At 75.4% G+C, this 20,148-nt stretch carries 20 protein-coding genes; 3 read left to right on the top strand and 17 right to left on the bottom strand.

Annotation, left to right across the window (positions count from 1 at the left end; genetic code table 11):
- Positions 1-44 precede the first annotated feature (44 nt).
- Positions 45-2,672, top strand: coding sequence for a LuxR C-terminal-related transcriptional regulator (locus tag BJP59_RS02295; protein ID WP_194522103.1), 2,628 nt, complete (start codon positions 45-47; stop codon positions 2,670-2,672).
- Between the two features lie 12 nt (positions 2,673-2,684).
- Here BJP59_RS02295 and BJP59_RS02290 read toward each other — a convergent pair whose 3' ends face one another.
- Positions 2,685-3,299 (bottom strand): hypothetical protein, encoded by a 615-nt coding sequence (locus BJP59_RS02290; RefSeq protein ID WP_021483189.1) that lies wholly within the window; start codon positions 3,297-3,299, stop codon positions 2,685-2,687.
- Between the two features lie 283 nt (positions 3,300-3,582).
- Here BJP59_RS02290 and BJP59_RS02285 point away from each other — a divergent pair, with 283 nt between their 5' ends.
- Together BJP59_RS02285 and BJP59_RS02280 are read left to right on the top strand one after the other, a co-directional pair.
- Positions 3,583-4,533, top strand: coding sequence for a hypothetical protein (locus tag BJP59_RS02285; RefSeq protein WP_194522102.1), 951 nt, complete (start codon positions 3,583-3,585; stop codon positions 4,531-4,533).
- 138 nt (positions 4,534-4,671) lie between these two features.
- The gene (locus BJP59_RS02280) at positions 4,672-6,066 is read left to right on the top strand and encodes a hypothetical protein (protein ID WP_194522101.1); all 1,395 of its coding nucleotides are present in this window, start codon (positions 4,672-4,674) and stop codon (positions 6,064-6,066) included.
- Between the two features lie 74 nt (positions 6,067-6,140).
- Here the strand turns inward: BJP59_RS02280 and csrA are convergent, their stop codons facing one another.
- From csrA to BJP59_RS02200, 16 genes are all read right to left on the bottom strand, one after another.
- Positions 6,141-6,380, bottom strand: a complete 240-nt coding sequence (gene csrA / locus BJP59_RS02275; protein ID WP_194522100.1) for a carbon storage regulator CsrA — start codon at positions 6,378-6,380, stop codon at positions 6,141-6,143.
- A 69-nt stretch (positions 6,381-6,449) separates the two neighbouring features.
- A complete protein-coding gene (locus tag BJP59_RS02270; RefSeq protein WP_194522099.1) occupies positions 6,450-7,301 on the bottom strand; it encodes a hypothetical protein in 852 nt (283 codons plus the stop codon).
- Positions 7,273-9,318: a flagellar biosynthesis protein FlhA gene (locus BJP59_RS02265; RefSeq protein WP_233139788.1), complete on the bottom strand. Its 2,046-nt coding sequence runs from the start codon at positions 9,316-9,318 to the stop codon at positions 7,273-7,275. The genes BJP59_RS02270 and BJP59_RS02265 overlap by 29 nt, the downstream gene beginning before the upstream one ends.
- A 127-nt stretch (positions 9,319-9,445) precedes the next feature.
- On the bottom strand, positions 9,446-10,579 hold the full coding sequence (locus BJP59_RS02260; protein ID WP_076403286.1) for an EscU/YscU/HrcU family type III secretion system export apparatus switch protein: 1,134 nt from the start codon (positions 10,577-10,579) through the stop codon (positions 9,446-9,448).
- Positions 10,579-11,331, bottom strand: coding sequence for a flagellar biosynthetic protein FliR (locus BJP59_RS02255; protein WP_043657044.1), 753 nt, complete (start codon positions 11,329-11,331; stop codon positions 10,579-10,581). Before BJP59_RS02255 ends, BJP59_RS02260 begins: the two co-directional genes overlap by 1 nt.
- A 6-nt stretch (positions 11,332-11,337) precedes the next feature.
- The gene (gene fliQ / locus BJP59_RS02250; protein ID WP_021482560.1) at positions 11,338-11,613 is read right to left on the bottom strand and encodes a flagellar biosynthesis protein FliQ; all 276 of its coding nucleotides are present in this window, start codon (positions 11,611-11,613) and stop codon (positions 11,338-11,340) included.
- 2 nt (positions 11,614-11,615) lie between these two features.
- Positions 11,616-12,458 (bottom strand): flagellar type III secretion system pore protein FliP, encoded by an 843-nt coding sequence (gene fliP / locus BJP59_RS02245; RefSeq protein WP_228485237.1) that lies wholly within the window; start codon positions 12,456-12,458, stop codon positions 11,616-11,618.
- On the bottom strand, positions 12,455-13,075 hold the full coding sequence (locus BJP59_RS02240; protein ID WP_194522098.1) for a FliO/MopB family protein: 621 nt from the start codon (positions 13,073-13,075) through the stop codon (positions 12,455-12,457). Before BJP59_RS02240 ends, fliP begins: the two co-directional genes overlap by 4 nt.
- A 5-nt stretch (positions 13,076-13,080) precedes the next feature.
- Positions 13,081-13,785: a flagellar motor switch protein FliN gene (gene fliN / locus BJP59_RS02235; RefSeq protein WP_194522097.1), complete on the bottom strand. Its 705-nt coding sequence runs from the start codon at positions 13,783-13,785 to the stop codon at positions 13,081-13,083.
- Positions 13,786-13,788: 3 nt separating this feature from the next.
- Positions 13,789-14,688 carry a flagellar motor switch protein FliM gene (locus tag BJP59_RS02230; RefSeq protein WP_228485236.1) on the bottom strand — a complete coding sequence of 300 codons (900 nt, stop codon included), beginning with the start codon at positions 14,686-14,688 and terminating at the stop codon, positions 13,789-13,791.
- 66 nt (positions 14,689-14,754) lie between these two features.
- On the bottom strand, positions 14,755-15,648 hold the full coding sequence (locus BJP59_RS02225; RefSeq protein WP_081895843.1) for an OmpA/MotB family protein: 894 nt from the start codon (positions 15,646-15,648) through the stop codon (positions 14,755-14,757).
- Complete coding sequence (locus BJP59_RS02220; protein ID WP_021483317.1) at positions 15,648-16,421, bottom strand: motility protein A; 774 nt, start codon at positions 16,419-16,421, stop codon at positions 15,648-15,650. The genes BJP59_RS02225 and BJP59_RS02220 overlap by 1 nt, the downstream gene beginning before the upstream one ends.
- Positions 16,422-16,424: 3 nt before the next feature.
- Positions 16,425-16,736 carry a flagellar FlbD family protein gene (locus tag BJP59_RS02215; protein ID WP_034652796.1) on the bottom strand — a complete coding sequence of 104 codons (312 nt, stop codon included), beginning with the start codon at positions 16,734-16,736 and terminating at the stop codon, positions 16,425-16,427.
- Between the two features lie 145 nt (positions 16,737-16,881).
- Complete coding sequence (locus BJP59_RS02210) at positions 16,882-18,063, bottom strand: flagellar hook protein FlgE (RefSeq protein WP_076403297.1); 1,182 nt, start codon at positions 18,061-18,063, stop codon at positions 16,882-16,884.
- A 15-nt stretch (positions 18,064-18,078) separates the two neighbouring features.
- On the bottom strand, positions 18,079-18,567 hold the full coding sequence (locus BJP59_RS02205) for a flagellar hook capping FlgD N-terminal domain-containing protein (protein ID WP_228485235.1): 489 nt from the start codon (positions 18,565-18,567) through the stop codon (positions 18,079-18,081).
- 13 nt (positions 18,568-18,580) lie between these two features.
- Positions 18,581-20,146, bottom strand: coding sequence for a flagellar hook-length control protein FliK (locus tag BJP59_RS02200; RefSeq protein ID WP_194522096.1), 1,566 nt, complete (start codon positions 20,144-20,146; stop codon positions 18,581-18,583).
- Positions 20,147-20,148: the final 2 nt, after the last annotated feature.

The raw sequence follows: 20,148 nt of genomic DNA, 5'->3' as shown, positions 1-20,148 counted from the left end.
CGTCCGTCCGCCCGCCCGTGGAGCGGGGGAAGCACGGAGGCAGCATGTCGGTGACGGACACGACGACGTTCCGTCTGTACGGGGCGCCACGCCCCCCGCACACCGAGCTCGTCCGCGAGCGCCTGCTCGACCGGCTCGAGGTGGACGCCGCGCTCCGCGTGGTCCGCGGCCCCGCGGGTGCGGGCAAGACCTCCCTCCTCGCCGAGTGGTCCCGACGCCGGGCCACGCCGGGTCTCTGGCTGTCCGTCATCCCGGAGATGTCCCGGACGGACCTCTGGCGCGTGGTCGCGCGCCGTGCCGCGCGGGCCGGGCTCGAGGCGTTCGAGGCCGCGCTGGGGCCGGCGGAGCTCGCCCCCGAGGACGTGCCCGGCCGCCTGGCCGACGCGTTCCTCGCGGTGCCCGGAGAGGTCGTGGTGGTCATCGACGACTACCAGGACGTCACGGACGTCGCGGTCCACGAGGACGTCCTCGCCCTGCTGCGCCTGTGCCCGAACCTCTCCGTGGCCGTGGCCACGAGCACGGTCTCCCCCCTGGAGGCCGCCTCGGTCGGGCTCGAGCTCGACCGGACCGTCATCACCGCGGACCAGCTGCCGCTGACCCGGGACGAGACGGCCCGCATGCTGCGCCAGGCAGGCGTGGACCTCGACCCCGCCGAGGCGCACGTCCTCACCGGCGGCCAGCCGCTGTACCTGCGGGTCGCGATGCTCGCCGCGGAGATGGCCGGTTCCCACGGGACCCCGGCGCACGTCCAGGTCGCCGACGAGCTGCTGCGGGCCGCGCTCGAGAAGCAGCTCGAGGGCGCCGAGCGCCCTCGGCTCGAGCAGGTCCTGCGGCGGTGCGCGGTCGCGGACGTCCTCACCGCCGACCTCGCCGTGGCGCTGACGCGGGAGCCCGCGGCACCGCAGCTGCTGTGGATGCTCGAGGAGCGCGGGCTGGGTGCGTGGGAGCGACGTCCCGCGGGCCGGGTCTTCGTCCTGTTCCCGGTGGTGCGGACGTTCGTGGCTGAGCGCGTCCGCGAGGAGCACCCGGACGAGTGGGGGCTCGCCCAGCTCGCCGCCGCACGCTGGTACCTGACGAACGGCTATCCCGTCGAGGCGCTGCGGCACGCGGTCGGCGCGGGCGACCTCGGGCTCGCGTCCTCGGCCGTCTCGCGGTACTGGGGCGAGCTGCTCGAGCCGCAGGCGCTGGCCCGCCTCGACGTCCTCAAGAGCCTCCCGCAGACGGACCTGCGGCGCTGGCCGCTGCTCGCCGGGGCCCTCGCGATCCACCACGACAGCGTCCCCGGGGAGCGCACCGAGGCGATCGAGACGTACCAGCTGACGCTGGCCGCCCTGCGCCCCCGGGCGAGGACGACCTCGACGGCGGAACGCGTCGTCCTGGACGTGCTCGAGAGCGTCGCGCTGCGCTCGACGAACGCGACGCAGCGCGCGCTCGAGCCGGCGCGCCGGGCTCGGCAGACGCTCGACGAGCTGGGTGTGGACGAGCGCCGGGAGCTCGTCCGCGAGCTGCCCCGGCTCCGCGCCGAGGTCGCGATGTCGTTCGCGCGGGCGGGCGCGGACGAGGAGGCGCTCGCCACGCTCGAGGACCTCGGCGGCTCCCCCGCCGTCGACCCGCGCACGCTCTACGGCCTGTCGCTGCGTGCGCTCGTGCTCGCGCTCCGCGGGGACCTGCCGGAGGCCGTGCGCGACCTCGAGGTCATCGAGGCGTCGCCCCACGCCGAGGTCCGCGCGGGGCGCGACGACCACCTGTACCGCATCGCCCGCGCGATCGTGTGCCTCGAACGCTTCGACGCCCGCGGCGCCCAGGCCCACCTCGACGTGCTGCGACCGCACCTCGCGACGCTCGAGACCCGCCCGGTCGTCGCCACGGTCCAGGCGTACGTCGACCTGGTGTCCTTCGAGCCGGCCCTGGGCATCGAGCGGCTGCGCCGCTACATCGAGTCCGAGCGCGGCCGCCGACGCATCTCCGCGCGCGACATCGACCACCTCGACTACGTGAGCGGCCTGCTCGGGCTCGCGCGCGGCCAGGTCGGCGCGGTGCACTCCTGGCTCAAGGTCGCCCCGGCGACGTCGTCGCTCACCTGGCTGCTGCGGGCCCACGCGGCGCTGCTCACCGGCCGGTGGAGCACCGCGCGGGACGTGCTCGTCGCGCACACGCCGCCGCGGACCGCCGCGCCGCGCCTGCGGGCCGCGCACGCCGTCCTGCTCGCCGCCGCGCTCACGCACGCGGAGGAGGAGACGCAGGCGCGCGACGCCCTGGACAAGCTGGCCGGCGTGGCCGAGGACCGGCGGCTGCGGTTCGCCCTCGCGCTCCCCGCCCGGCACGACCTCCTCACGCTGGTCGAACTCGCGGCACGGAGCAAGGACCAGACGGCGCAGCGCCTCATCGGGGACGCAGAACCCGTGCCGGAGCTCTTCGCCGCGACGGCCGACCTCCCCCAGCCCCTGTCCGACCGCGAGGTCGTCGTCCTCGACACCCTCATGCGGCACGCGACCGCGGTCGACGTCTCCCGGAGCCTCACCGTGTCCGTGAACACGGTGAAGAGCCAGCTCCGCTCGATCTACCGGAAGCTCGGCGTGCGCCGACGGGAGGACGCCCTCGCCCGCGGGATCGAGCTGGGGCTGCTCCCCGCCCAGCGTCCCCTGCCCGCGAGCGGCACGGACGGGCGCTGAGGCCCGGGCCGGTCAGACGAGGTCGTCGACGATCTTGGCGGACGCGCGCATCTCGGCGCGCGCGAGGTCGTCGTCGATCTCGCGCCCCGCGGCGATGAGCGCCGCGCGCGGCAGCCACGAGAAGACCACGAGGACGGGGTAGCTGTCCTCGCCCACGTACACGCGGCGGCGCCAGGCGGCCCACGCCACGGCGCGCGTGAGCGTGCGCACCGGGTCCTCGAGCTCGTTCGCCGCGTGCGCGGCGTTCTCCCACCCGTGCTGCGCCTCGCTCATGACCCGCGCCCCGCCGTGCCCGAGCGGCCGGGCGAGCGCCGCGAGGCCGATGTCCTCGGCGATCACGACGGCCTCCGACGGGACCAGGTCCAGGCCGTCCCGGTACGTGCCGAACGTCGCGGGGTCCAGGTGGCGCCACGGGTCGTCGTCGGGCAACGAGTCCAGGAGGTCGGTGAGGGCGCCGGCGAGGAGCGTCACGGCGCGCAGCGGGTGCGCCTTCGCCTGCGCGCGCATCGCGGCCATGGTCGCGAGCCGGTCGTCGGGGTCGATGAGCGGCTCCACGAGGCCCACGGCCCAGATGGCCCAGGTCGTGTCGTCCCACGGCGCGCCGGCGCCGTCCTCCTCGGGGGTCACCGCGACACCACCCCGCCCGGGGCGTCGGCGGCCCGGCACGGCGACGCCGTCGAAGCGCAGGACGCTGCGTGCACCCGGTCCACCTCCTGATCTCGTCCTGCCCTGTCCAGCCGGCGAGCCCGTCGCCGAGGACAGCATCCCACCGTGGCGACGTCCGCGAAACACCCGCGGCGGGCGAAGCGTGCGGAGATCACCCGCTGCCCGGGGCACCTGAGGGTGAAGTCCGGTGTGAAAGACGGTGTCCCGCGCGCCAGGAGCCCCTCCGGGTCCGCATGCTTGGACCGTGACCGACCGGACCCTGCTCGACCCGCGCCCGCAGCGGGCGCGCGACGCGCGTCCCGTGCGCGCCGTCGACGAGGGTCCGCAGGAGGACGACGACCCCGGGGCGCTCCGGCACGAGGTCGCCCGCGTCGTCGCGATCGAGGACGACGACCGGTACCGCACCGAGGTATCCGCCCTCCTCGCCGCCCACGCGACGCAGTGGCGCCGGATCGCAGCGCGCCTGTGCCGCACCAACTCGGTGCCCGCGGCGCAGCACCTCGACGACGTCGCGGCGATCGTCGTGGAGACCGCCTGGGAGATGCTCGAGCGGTCCCGGCGCGACCCGGCGTACCTGCGCAGCATGCGCTCGTTCCTCGCCATCGTCGTCTACACGGCACGGCCCCGGGTGCGCTCGTTCCTCGACCACGCGACCGCGCCGGCGTCGGGCATGGTGGCCGCGCAGCGTCGCCGTCGCGAGCTCGCGCGCACGCGGTCGGAGCTCGCCGCGCTGCGCGGCGCGTCACCCTCGGTCGAGGAGGCGGTCCGCGCCACGAACGAGCGCCTCGGCGCCCACCGGGCCGACGTCGTCCGGCAGGGCATGGTCGTGACGGAGGCCGACGAGCTCGTGCTGCGCGGCGCGCTGTCGTTCGACGAGGCCCTCGACTCCGCGCGCACGACGGACGCGCACGCGGACTGCGTGCTGCACGCGGTCGAGGTCCCGGCGCTCGTCCGCTCGGTCGTCGACGCGGCGCACGCGGAGGACCCGGTCCGCGGACGGGTCGCGGCGCTCTGGATGTCCGAGGCGTACGGGGGCGGCGGGCCGCTACCGGGCCACGACACGGTCGTGTGGATCGCCCGGACGCTGGGTCTCCCCCGGCACCGGACCGTCGCCCACATCGACCGGGTGCGGGTGCTGGCGGCGCAGCACCTCCGGGACGTCGGCATCGTCCTCGACGCCGTGGACAGCGTGTGAGCGCGAGCGTCGCTCCACGACCCGCACCTGCCGGGAGGCCCGCGGCGTACCGCGGCGAGCAGGAGAACCGCACCGTGGCGCGCACGGGGACCAGGGGGCGGCCGCAGGGCGGGCGCAGGAGCACGGGGGCAGCAGGACATGTCTGACGAGGGACCCGCGTCTCGACGCTCGGTCGTCGAGGACGCACGCGTCGTCGCCGCGACGGTGCCGGAGGGCGAGCGCGAGCGCAGGGTGGCCGGCCTCGTCGCCGCGCACGCCGTCGGGCTCGCGCGCGACGCCCGGCGGCACGTGCGCGCCGCGGGGGTCTCGGGGACGGACCAGGCCGCCGCGCTGCGGGCCGTGACCGACGCCCAGCGCGCCGTGCTCGACGACCTCGTCGCCGGTCGCCGTCCGCTCGAGGGCCGCGCCTGGTCGCCCACCGTGCGCTTCGAGGCCCTGCGCGCCGTGCGCGCGCTGGCCGCGGAAGGCGCGGTCGCCGTCCCGCCGTACCGCCACCGCCTCGCGGCCGACCGCGCCGCCCTGCTGCTGCTCCGCGAGGCCGCCGCCGTCGTGGACCGTAGTCCCGCACCGAGGGAGGTCGTCCGCACGGGCGCCGTGGCGGCGGGGTTTCCGCCCACGCCGCACCCGCTGGACGAGGCCACCGCCACGCGCCCGCTCCCGACGCCTCGGTCGGCAGGGACGGTCTCGCCGGCGCGCACCCCCGCACGCCGGGAGCGTCGCCGCGTGCCCGGGGTACGGGGACGCGCGCGCTCCAGCGGCCCGGGTCGTCCCGTGCGCTGGGGCGCCGCCGCGGTGCTCTCGGCCGCGACGCTCGCCTTCGGGGTCGTCGTCGCGCCCGCGCAGGACGAGGTCGGTGGTGGCCCGGGCGTCTCGGTACGGCCCGAGCAGGTGCTCCTGGGCACGACCCCGGGGACCGGCTCGACCGCGTGGGCGCCGCTCGACGGCGCCGGCGCCACGTCCGTCCGCCTCGACCTGTCCTCCCCGGTGCTGACGGGCCTGGCGCCGTCGACGGCACCCGCCGTCGAGCTCGTCGACGAGCCGGCGGACGAGCCGGGAGGTCCGCGGGTGGACGACGCCGTCGACGCGCCCGCCGCCGAGCCCGGCGGCGAGCCCGTGGTCGAGCCGCTGCCCGTGGTCGTGCCGGCCGCACCGGGCCCGGCCGTCCCGGAGACGCCCGCACCGGCTCCCGCCCCCGGCTCGGGAGCGGCGCCGGCACCCGCACCGGCTGCTACACCTCAGCCCGCACCCCCGGCTGCGGCGAAGCCGTCGCCGAAGCCCACGCCGAAGCCCGCGCCGGCCGTTCGGCCCGCACCGACGCCCGTGCCCGCGCGACCGGGGCCGCCCGTCACGCGCCCGGCTCAGCCGAAGCCCGACCGTCCCGCACCGCGGTCCGACGAGGCGCGCGGCTCGTCCCGGCCGGGCACGGCGAAGCCGCAGCCGCAGACCCGCGACGACCGGCGCACCGACAAGGACGCGGGCCGGCAGGACCGGGGCCACGGCGGCGGCCGCGACGGGCGCGGGGGCCGCGGGTAGCGCTCGGCGGGCCTCCCGACGGGACGGGCACCCCCGACGGCGGCTCTCCGCCGCCGCGGGCCCCGTGCGGCGCGTCAGGAGCGCGCGTCGAGCCCCAGCAGCGCGCGGGCGCGCGCCTCGCCCCCGGGCGCCCCGAGCGCGGCGGCCCGGTTGTCCGCGGCGACCTGGTCGACGATCTCGGCCCGGTGGACCCGCACCTCGCGGGGCGCGTCGATCCCGACGCGCACCCCGTCCCGGCCCACCGACACGACCGTGACCACGACGTCGTCGCCGACGAGGATCCGTTCTCCCACCTTGCGTCCCAGCACCAGCATCGCCACGTCCTCCTGACGTCCCGCGTGTCATCCTGACCGTTCGGAGGACCTATGCGGGCGCGGCCCGGTTCAGCCTGCGGGCCGCAGCTCGGGGAGCCCGAGCGCGAGCACGGAGTCGGGCGTCGTCGTCAGCTCGCGCCCGACCACGACCATGGCGCGGACCAGCACGAGCCGCTGCACCTCGGCGACCCAGCGCTCGGTGTCCGCGGGCTTGCGCGAGGCGTCGACCACGACCGCGACCTGCTCGGCGCCCAGCTCGTCGAGGACCCGCGCCACGCCGACCGCGTCCACGCGCACCCCGACGGCCACGACCGTGGCGCGGGCCGCACGAACCCCGCGGGCGCGCGCCTCGGTCGCCGCGCGGCGGTCGTCGACGCGCACCGTGTCGCCGTCGGTCGCGCTGCCCGCGCAGGCCGTGAGCAGGCCCTCCCGCTGCGCCAGCGCGCGGGCCGCCGCGACGACGTCCGCGGCCAGCCCGACGAGCGCCACGAGGTCGCCCGGCGCCGCGCGCGGCAGCGGCGAGACGGGCGCGGGCGGGGCGGTGACGGCCGCGGGCGGCGGCTCCGCCGTCTCGGCCACGAGCTCGTCGAGCAGCGCCGCGAAGTCGTCGCCCCGGGTCGAGACCTCGACCGCGGCCGACGGCGCCGGGCGCAGCGCGTCCCCCTCGTCGGCGTCGTCGAGCAGCGCCGCGATGCCCGCCCGACGGGCGGCGGGGAACCGGACCGGCCCGACGGCGGTCCGGGGCGGCGCGTCGCCCACCTCGACGACCGCCTCGTAGTGCTGCCGCCCGAAGAGCCCCTTGAAGCCGCCCGTGATGACCCGCTCGGCGGAGACGATCCGCGCGTCCGGGCCGTGCAGGCGCCGCGCCTGGGCGAGCACGGCGTCGAGGGACTCACCCTCGAGCCGCAATCGCCGGGGCATCGTTCACCACCCCGACCGTCTCGATGAGCGCGTTGCCCGCCGTCACCTCGGTGTACGACAGCACGGCGAGGTCGGGCACCTGCGTCGCGACGAGGCGCCGGACCGCCGCGCGCAGCGACGGCGCGCACACGAGGACGACGTCCTCGCCGGTGGCCCGGGCCGCCTGCACGCGCTCGCCCACGGACGACCGGAACGCGTCGAGGCGCGCCGGGTCGACGACGATCGCGGTGCCCTGGTCGCCGCCGGGCTGGCGGCCCGCGAGCATCGCCTGCTCCAGGGCCGGGGCGATCGTCACGACCCGGATCGTGCCCGCGACCGTGTGCCGGGCCGGGATCGCCGGTCCGAGCGCCGCGCGCGCCGCCTCGACGAGGTGCTCGGGGTCGGTCGAGCGCTTCGCGGCGAGCGCGAGCGCCTCGTAGATCCGAGGCAGGTCGTTGACGGCGACCTGCTCCTCGAGCAGCCCCTGCAGGACGCGCTGGACCTCCGCGAGCGACAGCAGGGCCGGCGTGAGCTCGTCGACGGCCGACGGGTTGGTCCGCTTGACCTCGTCGGTGAGCACGCGCACGTCCTCGCGGGACAGCAGCCGCGCCGCGTTCGCGGCGATGAGGGCGGACAGGTGCGTGACGAGCACGGAGACCCGGTCGATCACCGTGGCGCCCGCCATCTCGGCGCTGTGCCGCATCTCCACCGGGACCCACTTGCCGTCCATGCCGAACACCGGGTCGACGGTCGCCAGCCCGGGCAGCGCGGCGAGGTCGTCGCCGAGCGCGAGGACCTTGCCGGCCGGCGCCTGGCCGCGACCGGCCTCGACGCCGGCGATCCGCACCGCGTAGGTCGACGCCGGGAGCTCCAGGGAGTCGCGCGTGCGGACGGGGGGCACGACGACCCCGAGGTCGGTCGCGATCTTGCGCCGCAGCGCGCGGACCCGTCCGAGCAGGTCGTCGTGCGCGCCGGTGACCAGGTCGACGAGGTCGGGCGCGAGCAGGATCTCGAGCGCGTGCACGCGCATCTGCTCGAGGAGGTCCTCGGTGCCGTCGCTGCGCGTGGTCTCCTTCTCGATCTGCTCGGCCGCGGCGCGCGCCACCTCGGCCCGCCGCTGGCTCGCCTTGATCTGCTGGGCCGCGATGATCAGGCCCACCCCGAGCACGAGGAACGGCAGCTTGGGCATGCCCTCGATGAGCGCCATGGCGAGCGCCGCGACGCCCGCGATGGCGAGCGCCTGCCGCGACTGGACGAGCTGGCTCGACGCCTGCGAGCCCACGTCGCCCTCGCCGGAGTTCGAGCGCGTGACGATCATGCCGGTGGCGACCGCCATGAGCAGCGCGGGGACCTGGGTGACGAGCCCGTCGCCCACCGTGAGGATCGAGTACGTGTCGACGGCCTCCATGGCCGGCATGCCGTGCATGACGACGCCGATCACGATGCCGCCGAGCAGGTTGATGAGCGTGATGACGATGCCCGCGATGGCGTCGCCCTTGACGAACTTCGACGCGCCGTCCATCGCCCCGTAGAAGTCGGACTCCGCGGAGATCTCGGCGCGGCGGGCCCGCGCGTCCTGCTCGCTGATGAGCCCCGCGTTGAGGTCGGCGTCGATCGCCATCTGCTTGCCGGGCATCGCGTCGAGCGTGAAGCGCGCCCCGACCTCGGCCACGCGCTCGGCGCCCTTGGTGATCACGAGGAACTGGATGACGACGAGGATGAGGAACACGACCATGCCGATGACGAGGTTCCCGTCGACGACGATGTGGCCGAACGCGCCGATGACCTCGCCCGCGTAGCCGTCCCCGAGCACGAGCCGCGTCGAGGCGACGTTGAGGCCCAGCCGGAACAGCGTCGCGACGAGCAGCAGCGACGGGAACACCGAGAAGTCGAGCGGCTTCTTGACGAACATCGACGTCAGCAGGATCACGAGCGACAGCAGGATGTTGACGATGATGAGCACGTCGAGCAGGGCTGCGGGGATCGGCACGACGAGCAGCAGGACGATGCCGACGACGCCGAGCGGCACGGCGATCATGGCGAGGGATCGGTTCTTCACGCGGAACGCTGGTCCTTCCGGGTCCGGGGCGTCGGCGGCTGCTGACGCGACGTCCTATGCAGGTCGTGTCCGCCGCAGCGGGCGCCGACGGCTGCGCCGGGCGGGGTCATGCGGCCCGCGCGTCGTCGGCGGCGGGCCACTCGCCCGGTGCGATCGCGGGGCGGGCCATGCGGTGCGGGACGGACGAGGCCGCCGCGCCGCGGCGCGTGAGCGCCATGACGAACGCGAGGACGCGCGCGACGGCCATGTAGAGCTCGACGGGCACCTCCTGCCCGACGTCGCACGCCCGGTGCAGGGCGCGCGCGAGCGGGACGTCGCGGACCATCGGCACCCGCGACTCCTCGGCCTTCTCGCGGATGCGGGCGGCGACGTGGTCGGCGCCCTTCGCGACGACGCGCGGCGCGGAGCGCCCGGGCTCGTACCGCAGCGCGACGGCGACGTGGGTCGGGTTGACGACGACGACGTCCGCGTCGGCCACGGCGGCGATCATGCGGTTGCGCGTCATCGAGCGCGCCATCGACCGGCGCTGCGACTTCACGAGCGGGTCGCCGTCGGTGCTCTTGTTCTCGTCCTTGAGCTCCTTCTTGGTCATGCGCGTCTTCTTGCGGTTGCGTCGCGCCACGACGAGCACGTCGAACAGCGCGAGCGTGAGGCCCGCCGCCGTCGCCCAGACCAGGAGCGAGCGCACGCCGGAGCCCGCCGCCTCGAGCAGCGACGCGATCGGCAGGCCGCCCGCGGCCAGGAGGACCGGCATGAGCGACTGGACGACCGCGTAGAGCACGACGCCGACGACCGTCGTCTTGAGCAGGGCCTTGGCGCCGTTCCACAGCGCCTGCGCCCCGAACATCCGCTTGAGCCCGCTCATCGGGTTGAACTGGTCGGCCTCGGGCCTCAGCCGCTTCAGGTGCAGGCCGCCCTGCGCGACCGACGCGAGCAGCACGGCGACGGCGATCGCCCCGAGGAGCGGCAGCATGGTCGGCACCACGGAACCGAGCGCGTCCTGCGCGAGCTGGAGCGCGACCGCGGGCTCGGGGTTCTCGATCACGGTGCGCAGCGACAGCACCTGGTCGGTCGCGGCCCGCGCCGCGGCGCTCACGGTCAGCGGGATCACCGCGCCGGCGATGCCGACCCCGACCCAGGCCGTGAGGTCCTGCGACTTGCCGAGCTGGCCCTTGGACCGGACCTCCTTCATCTTCCGGTCGGAGGCCTGCTCGGTCTTCTCCTCGGTGGAGTCGGCCATCAGCCCACCCCGCCCATGCGCTCGACGGCCTCGGCCGTGAGCACCGAGACGACGTGCGGCAGCGCGACGAGCACGGTCCCGACGAGCGCGAGCGTGAGGAAGATCTTCAGCGGGAAGCCCATCGCGAACGCGTTGAGCGCGGGGGCGACCCGGTTGACGAGGCCGAGCCCGGCGTCGGCCAGGAAGAGCACGACGACGATCGGCCCGGCGATCTGCAGCCCCGCCACGAAAGAGCCGGTGAGGGCCTCGACGAACGACGCCGCCGGGACGCCGGCCAGGCCGCCCACCGGGACGGCCTCGTACGAGCGGGCGAGGCCGAGCACCATCAGCTGGTACGCGTCGGAGACGAACATGAGCACGACCGCGAGGAGCGCGAAGAGGCGCGTGAACTGCGACCCGTTGACGTTCGTCTGGGGGTCGTACGCCATGCCGAGCGAGAACCCGCCGAACAGGTCGAGGTGGGCGCCGGCGGCGGTGATCGCCGAGAAGACGACCATGACGAGCGTCCCGAGCATCGCGCCCGTGACCGCCTCGGCGACGAGGTGCGCGAGGAACGTCGCGGTGCCGGTCGCCTCGTACCCGGGGGCGGCACGACCGGAGACCACGAGCCCGAGCGACACCGCGAGGATCGCGCGCACCTGGCGCGGGATGGCGTGGTGCGAGAACGGCGGCGCGATGGTCATGAACGCGGCCATGCGCACGCCCGCGAGCATCGTCGCCTGGAGCCACGCGAGGTCGATCTCGAGCTGCACGGGACGTCAGCCCCCGTTCAGCAGCGACGGGATGAGGTCGAACATCTCGTGCGTGAACGTCACCATCTCGCCGATCATCCAGTTGCCGCACACGACGAGCGCGACGGCGACCGCGAGCGCCTTGGGGACGAACGAGAGCGTGATCTCCTGGATCTGCGTGACGGACTGCACGATCGAGATGGCGAGGCCCACGACGAGCGACGTGACGAGCACGGGGGCCGCGAGCTTGGCGGCGAGGACGAGCGCCTGCGTGGCGACGTCGAGGACGGCGGCGGTCTCCACGGTCAACCCATCCCGTACGAGCCGATGAGCGACGTCGTGATGAGACCCCACCCGTCGACGAGGACGAAGAGCAGCAGCTTGAACGGCAGCGAGATCATCGTGGGCGGCAGCATCATCATGCCCATGCTCATGAGGGCCGCGGCGACGACGAGGTCGATGACGAGGAACGGCACGAAGACGACGAACCCGATGATGAACGCGGCGCGGAGCTCCGAGATGACGAACGCGGGGACGAGCGTCGTGAGGGGGACGTCGACGGGGGTCGCCGGGTTCTCGAGGTCGGCGGCGCGCGTCATGAGCGCGAGGTCCTCCTCGCGCGTGTGGGCGAGCATGAACTCCCGCAGCGGCACGGCGCCCGCGTCGAGCGCCTGGCTGAAGGTCGTGGTGCCGTCGAGGTAGGGCTGGACCGCGGCGTCGTTGATCTCGCCGAACACCGGCCACATGACGAACAGCGAGAGGAACAGCGCGAGCCCGGCGAGGACCATGTTGGGCGGCACCGTGGCGGTGCCCAGCGCGTTCCTGGTCAGGGCGAGGACGACGAAGATCTTGGTGAACGACGTCATCATGAGCAGCAGCGTCGGCGCGAGCGACAGCAGCGTGATGCCGACCAGCGTCACGAGGGACGACGACGGCTCGCCGTTCGGCCCGTTGATCTCCACCGAGAGCGTCGACCCGCCGTCCTGCGGGTCGACCGGCTGGGTGGGCGGGGCCGGGTCGGTCGGGTCGACGACCGCGGCGCCCGCGTGGGGCGCGAGCAGGACGGTCGCGACGGCGACGAGGAGCAGGACCGCCCCGACGAGCACCGCGAGGCGCAGCGCGCGGCGCGACGGGAGGGCGCGTGTCACCGGGCACCTCCTCGCACGACCCGCGCGGCCTTGCGCCACGTGTCGGGCGCGAGGAAGGTGCGCAGGGCGCTCGTCGGCGCGGGCGGCGCGACGACGACGGCGGTCCCGGGGGTCCCGACCCGAGGCCCCGAGACGGCCGGGGGCGCGGCGGCGGGCGCGCCGGCGGGCACGTCGGCGGGAACCGAGCCGGGCTCGCCGTTCCACGCCGGGGCGTCCCCGTTCGCGGGCGGCTGCGCGAGCCACAGCTCCGCCGCGGTGACGGCGTCGCCGAACGACGGCCCGTCCGAAGTCGGGGCACCGGGCGTCGCGTCCGCGGCGGTGACCGCGGTGACCGCGGTGACCGCGGTGGGCGGGACGTCGGACGGGACGGATGTCGGGCCGTCGATGACGGTCACGGACGACTCCGTCACGCCGAGGAGGTACCGCCGGCCCCCGGCCTCGAGCAGGACCGCGGCGCTCTTCTGCGACAGCCCCTGGCGCGCGACCACGGTCAGCTGCTCCTGGCGCCCGCGCGGCGCGGAGCGCGAGGTCTTGCTCGCGACGCGGTACGAGACCCACAGGAGACCGAGCACGACCGCCAGCGAGAAGGCGACGCGCAGCACGGTGGTGACGTCCATGCCGGTCAGTCGTCCGCGTCGAGGATCTTGGTGATGCGCACCCCGTAGTCGCCGCCGTCGACGACCACGACCTCGCCCTTGGCGATCGTGCGGCCGTTGAGCTGCACGTCCGCCGGCGCCCCGGCGGACCGGTCGAGCTCGACGACGGCGCCCGGCTCGAGGCTGAGCACGTCCCGCACCGGCATCCGGGTGCGGCCCACGATCACGGAGAGGCGCATCTCGACGTTGGAGATGCGCGCGAGCCGGGCGCCGGTCACGGCCTCGTCGGGCAGGCTCCGCAGCGCGCGGCGCGTGCGCACGACGAACCAGCCCGCCGTCGGGCCGTCGTCCGTGGAGAGCTCGAACACGACGGACTCCGGGTCCTCGAAGAGCGCGGTCGCGTCGGCGACGCGCACCTCCCCGAGCACGCCGACGCCGGTGGTCGCACCCGCGGCCTCCAGGGCGGGGCGCAGGACGTCGGTGACGTCGAGCGCCGCCTCCTGGGAGGCGTCGGCGAGCGCGTCCTGGTCGATGAGGGCGAGCGCGAGGTCGGTGCCGGAGTCCCCCACGTACGAGGCGACGACCGCCCGTGCGGCCTGCGGGCCGACGGGGGCGCCGCCGCGCAGGGCCGCGCGCAGCGGGGTGCTGGTCGGGACGAGCTCGACGAGCGCGTGGGCGGCGGCGGACGCGGCCTCGACGACGGACTGCTCGACCGGGGTGGCGGTGCTCATGGGTCAGTTCTCCTCGGTGGTGACGATGCGGCAGGCGAGGCGGGAGCCGGACGAGCCGACGGCGCCGCGGGCCAGGACGTGGCCGTCGACGATGACGTCGAGCGGGCGGGACTGGGCGTGGGGGACGTGCACGACGTCGCCGACGGCGAGGTCCAGCACCTCGGTCGGCGTCATGGACGCGCCGGTGAGCTCGACGGTGACGTCGACGAGCGAGCGAGCGACGTGCTGGCGCGTGCGCCGGGTCGCGTCGGCGGGGTCGTCCGCCGGGTTGGCCTCGCCGAGGTGCGGGAGCAGCGCGACCGACGGCACGGCGAGGGTCGCCCGGCACGCGCGCTCGCCGACGCGGAGGTCGAGCTCGGCGACGATCATGAGCTCGGCGGTGGGGGCGGCCTGGGCGAACTGCGAGTTGTGCTGGATCGACGAGATCCGCAGGGGGTTCTCGAGCAGCCGGCCCATCGAGTGGCGCAGGTCGCGCAGCGTCTCGGTGAGCAGCGACGTCACGAGCGTGCGCTCGACGTCGGTGAACTTGCGGTCGACGACCGGGATGGTCGGTCCGGCGCCGAGCATGTGGGCGATCCACGTGAGGGCGTCCGTGTGCGGGAACTGCAGGACGGCGCGCGGGCCGATCCCCTCGAGCTCGCACACGACGAACGTCGTCGTCACGGGCAGCTCGGCGACGTAGTCGTCGTAGGTGCGCATCGCGACCGCGGCGAGGTTGACCTGGCTCACGACCCGCACGCGGGCCGTGAGCTGCGTGCCCCACTGGCGCGCGAAGCTCTCGAACGCCATCTCGAGGATGCGGTGGTGCTCGCGGACGAGCGTCGTCGGGCGGCGGAAGTCGTAGACCTCGACCTTGCGGCTCGGTGCGGGCTGCTGGACCCGCTCGGGTGTCGTCGTGCTCACGACCGCTCCTATGCGGGCGCGCACGACGCGAGCCTGCGCGACGTCGCGCAGGCTCGACGGGCCGCGTCACTCCCCCGGAGCGCCCGCCTCCCCCGCCGTCTCGGCGGCCCGCGCGAGAGCCCGCGCGTCCGCCTCCGCGGCCGGGACGTCCGCCGCGCTGAGCTGCCCCGAGAGCACCTGCGGGATGAGCGCGCGCACGGCCTCCGGCGCGGACGAGAGCACCATGATGTCGACGCGGCGGTTCGTCGCGAGCGCCTCGGGGCTCGTGCCCTCGGCGAGCGGGCGCGCCGACCCGAAGCCCACCGCGGCGATCCGGTGCTCGGCGAGACCGTCCTGCTCGACGAGGTGGCGCAGCACGGCGGTGGCGCGCGACGACGACAGCTCCCAGTTCGACGGGAAGACCGACGTCACGGTCGAGGTGTAGTCCGCGTTGCCCTCGATGCGGATCTCGTGCGCGGTCGGCGCGAGCGCCGGGCCCACGACGTCGAGCACCGCCCGCGCCTCCTGCGTGAGGTCCGCGCTCCCGGGCGAGAAGAACGTGTCCGCGGACACGAGCCGCACGGTGAGCCCGCGCTCGTCGATGTCGAACCGGACCGTGTCGGACCGCCCGTGCGCGGCGAGGTCGCGGGCCATCGCGTCGCGCAGCGCCGAGAGGTCGGACACCTCGTCGAGCGCGCGCTCGAGGTCCGTCTCGACGTCGACCGGCTCCTCCGCCGGGTTCTCGACGACCTCCTCGACGACCGCGGCGTCCTCGACGTTGCCGAAGCCCTCCGCGAGGGAGGACTTCAGCTCCTGGTACTTGCCCTGGTCGACCGAGCTGATGGCGAACAGGACGATGAACAGGCACATGAGGACGGTCACCATGTCCATGTACGACACCATCCAGCGGCCGGAGCCGCCCGTGTCGTGCCCGCCACCGCCGCCCCCGCCGCCGTGGCCGCCCCTGCGACGCCGCGCCATCAGGCGGCCTTGTCCTCGGGCAACGACCACTCGGGGACCATCGTCTTGAGCCGCTCGTCGATGACCCGGGCGCGCGAGCCCGCCTGGATCGACATGTAGCCCTCCAGGAGGACGTGGAGCCGCTCGATCTCGAGGTCGGACAGGCGCTTGAGCTTCGCGCCGATGGGCAGCCAGATGAAGTTGGCGGAGAGGATGCCCCACAGGGTCGCGATGAACGCCGCGGCGATCATGTGCCCGAGCTTCTCGGGCTCGGACAGGTTCTCCAGCACGTGGGTCAGCGAGACGACGGTGCCGACGATGCCGATCGTGGGGGCGTAGCCGCCGATCGCGTTGAAGAAGTCGTACGCGACGGCGTCCTCGCGGGCCTTGGTCTCGATCCGCTCCTCGAGCAGGGTGCGCAGCTGCTCGGCGTCCGAGCCGTCGGCGAGCGACTGCAGCGCGCTGCGCTGGAACGGGTCGTCCGTCTTCTGGGACTCGGCCTCGAGGGCGAGCAGGCCGCCGTCGTTCTGGACGATCTCCGCGGCCCGGACGACCTCCTCGATGGCCTCCGCGGGACGCGGCGCCTTGCCCGTGAACGCGCGCGGCAGCGTCTTGAAGGCCCGGACCGAGTCCTTGAGCGTCCCCGACGCGACGGCGGCGAAGATGCTCGCCCCGAACACGAGGATGATCGGTGCCGGGAGCAGGATCGAGGTGATCTGCGACCCCTCGAGGTACACCATCGCGATGAGCGAGCCGAACGCGACGAGGATGCCGATGATGGTTGCGGGGTCCATGGCCTACTTCGTCCTCGTGTCGGGCAGGGGTGCGAGGGCGACCGGGCGGTCGCCGGGGGCGGGGGCGTCGTCGGGCGCGGACCGGACGACCTCGAGCGGCGCGCGCTCGGCGGGGGCGGGCAGGGAGCGCGCGAGCGCGAGCACGCGCGCCTTGTGCTCCTCGACGAGGCGGATCACGACCTCCATGGGCTCGGTCACGATGTAGCGCGAGCCGTCGATGAGCGTCACGCGCGTGTCCGGGTTGGTCTCGACGCGGGCCACCAGGTCCGCGTTGATCGCGATGCGCTCGGAGCTGAAGCGCGTGAGGACGATCACGGCTCTCCCTTCGGGTGGGACGGGTCCGGGTCAGGTGCGGACGGGTTCGGGACGGAGGTGCGGGTCGGGGGTCGGTGCGGGGTCCGGTCCGGGGTTCGGTGGGGTGCCTCCCGGTCGGGCCGGGAGGCACCCCACCCCGCCCGGGTCAGCGCTTGAGGTTGACGAGCTCGGTGAGCACCTCGTCGGACGTCGTGATCACGCGCGAGTTCGCCTGGAACCCGCGCTGCGACACGATGAGGTTGGTGAACTCCTGCGAGAGGTCGACGTTCGACATCTCGAGAGCGCCCGCGGTGATCGAGCCGAGGCCCGGGTCGCCCGCGGCGCCGACCAGCAGGTCGCCCGAGTACTGCGTCGCCGCGAAGAGCGAGTCGCCCGCCTTCTCGAGCCCGCCGGCGTTGGTGAACGTCGCGAGCGCGACCTGACCGAGGACCTCGGTCCGGCCGTTCGAGTAGCGGCCGACGATCGAGCCGTCGCCGGAGACGGAGTACGACGTGAGCGACCCGGCGGCCCCGCCGTCCTTGCTCGCGACGGCAACGTTCGACAGCCCCGCGTACGACGTGAGCCCGTCGAGGCCGACCGTCACGCCGCCGACGGCGAGGGACCCGCCGCCGGTCAGGGCACCACCCGTGAACGTGAGGGCCTGCGGGCCCGCGAGCGTCGCGCCGGTCGCGCCGTCGCGGGCGCTCACGGACCAGCCGCCGGCGGCGGCCGTGAAGACGAGCGAGAGCTTGCTCGCCCGGCCCGCCGCGTCGAAGACCTCGACGTCGCGCACGAGCTCGGTGCCGTCCGCGGCGTCCGAGGGCAGGTTGCCCCCGAACGTCACGCCCGTGGTCGCGCGGGGCGGGATCACGTCCCCGACGGGGATCGTGAGGTTGCCGAGCGGGCTGCTCGTGTTCACCACGCCGTCGGTGGCGGTCCAGCCCTGGACGAGGTCGCCGCTCGCGTTGACGAGCCGGCCCGCGCCGTCGAACGTGAACCCGCCGTTGCGCGTGTAGTAGGCCTGGCCGCCCCGCTCGACGACGAAGAACCCGTCGCCGTCGATCATGAGGTCGGTCGGGACGCCCGTCGTCTGCGCGGCGCCCTGGGTGAACTGCGTCGTGATGGCGGCCGTCGTGACGCCGAGACCGATCTGCGCGGGGTTCGCGCCGCCGACCTGCTGGTCCGGCGCGACACCCGCCGCGACGAGCTGGGACAGCGTGTCCTGGAACTGGGTGCGCGAGGACTTGAAGCCCGTCGTGTTGACGTTCGCGATGTTGTTGCCCGTGACGTCCAGCATGTTCTGGTGGGCGCGCAGGCCGGAGATTCCGGTGTTGAGGGAGCGGAGCACGAGAGTCCTTTCGGGTCAGGCGGCGGAGCTGCCGTGGTCGTCGGTGGCGCCGTCCGTGGCTGCCGGGGTCCCGGTGGCATCCGTGCTGACCGAGGAGGTGACGGCGGAGACGTGGTCGAGGTCGACCGCCACCCCGCCGATCGTCACGGTGGGTACCGCGTCGCGGTACGACACCGCGGTGGCGGTGCCCGTGTGCTCGACGCCGTCGGCGTCGAGGTAGGAGACCTTGTTGCCCAGGAGGTCGGCGGCCGACTGGCGCATCTGGAGCGCGAACGACTCCTCGACGAGCCCGGTCATCCGCGTGAGCGCCTCCATCATGGCGAGCGACGTCGTCTGCGAGACGATCTCGCCGGTGTCCATGGAGCTGGACGGGTCCTGGTTGCGCAGCTGGGTCACGAGGAGCCCGAGGAAGAGCTCGCTGTCGTACTCCTGCTTGGGCGCGCGCACGCTCTTCGTGGCATACATCGATGCCGGCGCCGGCGCGCTCACGGGTTCGACGGGCACGTGGTTCCTCTCCTCAGACGAGGACGTCGAGGCGCCGGGCGGCGCCGTACGTCCTGCCGACCACTGTCGGCTCGGTCTCGGGCTCGGTGGCCCCTCGGTGCGGGCGGGCCGGGCCGCGGTCGTGCGCGCCGGGCTCCTGCGGGTCGCGACGCGCGCCGGACCCGTCGGCGGTGGCACCGCGGCCGTCCCGACCGTCCCCGGCCGTGCCCGGTGCTCCCGCGTCCGCGACGGTGACCGACGACGCCCCGCCCGCGATGCCCGCGAGGTCGCGCCGCAGGTCGGCGACGATGGCGCGCAGCGCCTCGCGGCCCGTGTCGTGCGGCGCGTAGAGCTCGATGCGCAGGTCACCGCCCGCGACGTGCGCGCGGACCGTCACCGGCCCGAGGTTCTCGGGCGTCACGGAGAGCGTGAGCACGTGGTCGCCGTCGCCCACCTCGGCGAGCCGGACGACGGGCCCGGCGACCTGGGCGTGCAGCGGCTGTGCCGGGTGCGACGCCGCCGCCGGGGCGGTCACCGCGGGCGCGCCGGCGGCGGCCGGTGCAGCAGGGGCCGCGACGGGGGCGGCGGCGAGGAGCTCCGCGGAGGCCCGCGGCGCGGCGTCCGGCGCGGGGGCCGTGCCCTCCGGGCCGGTCGGGACCGGTGACGTCACGCCGTCCGCCTCCCCCGGTGCAGGGGCGACGGCGACGCCCCCCGAGCTGGTCGGCGCACCCGGCGCGGCGGGGACCGGCGCACCCGGCGTGGCGGGGACCGGACCCGGCGGCGGGGTCGTGGTCGTCCCGGCCCCGGGCCCGGCGCTCGCCAGGGGTCCGGCCGTCGCGACGGCCTCTCCGGCACCACCGCTCGCCCGCGTCGCGGCGGGCACCGTCACCGGGCCGTCCGCCGTCGCCGTCGCGTGGGACGACCACGGTGCACCGGTCGGCGTCCGAGCCTCGCCCGGCCCGGCCGCCGCCGCGGTGCCGACCGCCGAGGCTGTGCCGGCCGCCGAGGCTGTGCCGGGTGCGCCCGGGCGGTCGCCCGTGGCCGGGGCAGCCGTGGACGCGTCCGGGGCGCCCGCGGCGTCGGCCGACGACGCGGCGCGCGTCGGACCGTGCTCGTCGCCGGCCGCCGCGTCGTCCGCGAGGGCGGCAGCTGCCGCGCCGTCCGGCGTGGCGGTGCCGGCGAGCGCGCCGTCGAGACCGACGGGCGCCGCGTCGGGGAGCACCGGCAGGCCCGGCAGGCCGACGGGAACGGGCGGCACGGCGGGCTGACCGTCCGCGGCGGTGGCGCCGTCCGCCGAGGAGTCGGCGCCGGGGGTCCCGATGGTCGCCGGCCCGTCGGTCGAGGACCCGTCGGTCGAGAGCCCGGCGGTCGTGGTGGTGTCGGTCGAGGACCCGGCGGCGGTCGTGCCGTCGTCGACGGCCCGGTCGGCAGGGGTGCCGCCGCGAGGCCGGGCAGGCTCCGGGCGGCCACGGGCCGCCTCGCAGAGCGCGGCGTCGAAGCTGCGGCCGAACGCGTCGGCCGACGCTCCGGACGCCGCCCGGGGCCGCGCCGTCGTGGCCGGTGCCGGAGCCGCGACCAGGGCGTTCGTGGTCAGGGTCATCG

Origin of the sequence: Cellulosimicrobium sp. JZ28, assembly GCF_015327065.1 — a bacterium.
GTDB classification, from domain to species: Bacteria; Actinomycetota; Actinomycetes; order Actinomycetales; family Cellulomonadaceae; genus Cellulosimicrobium; species Cellulosimicrobium funkei.
The sequence above is the reverse complement of the archived record's forward strand: the minus strand, read 5'-3'. Positions and strand labels throughout refer to the sequence as shown.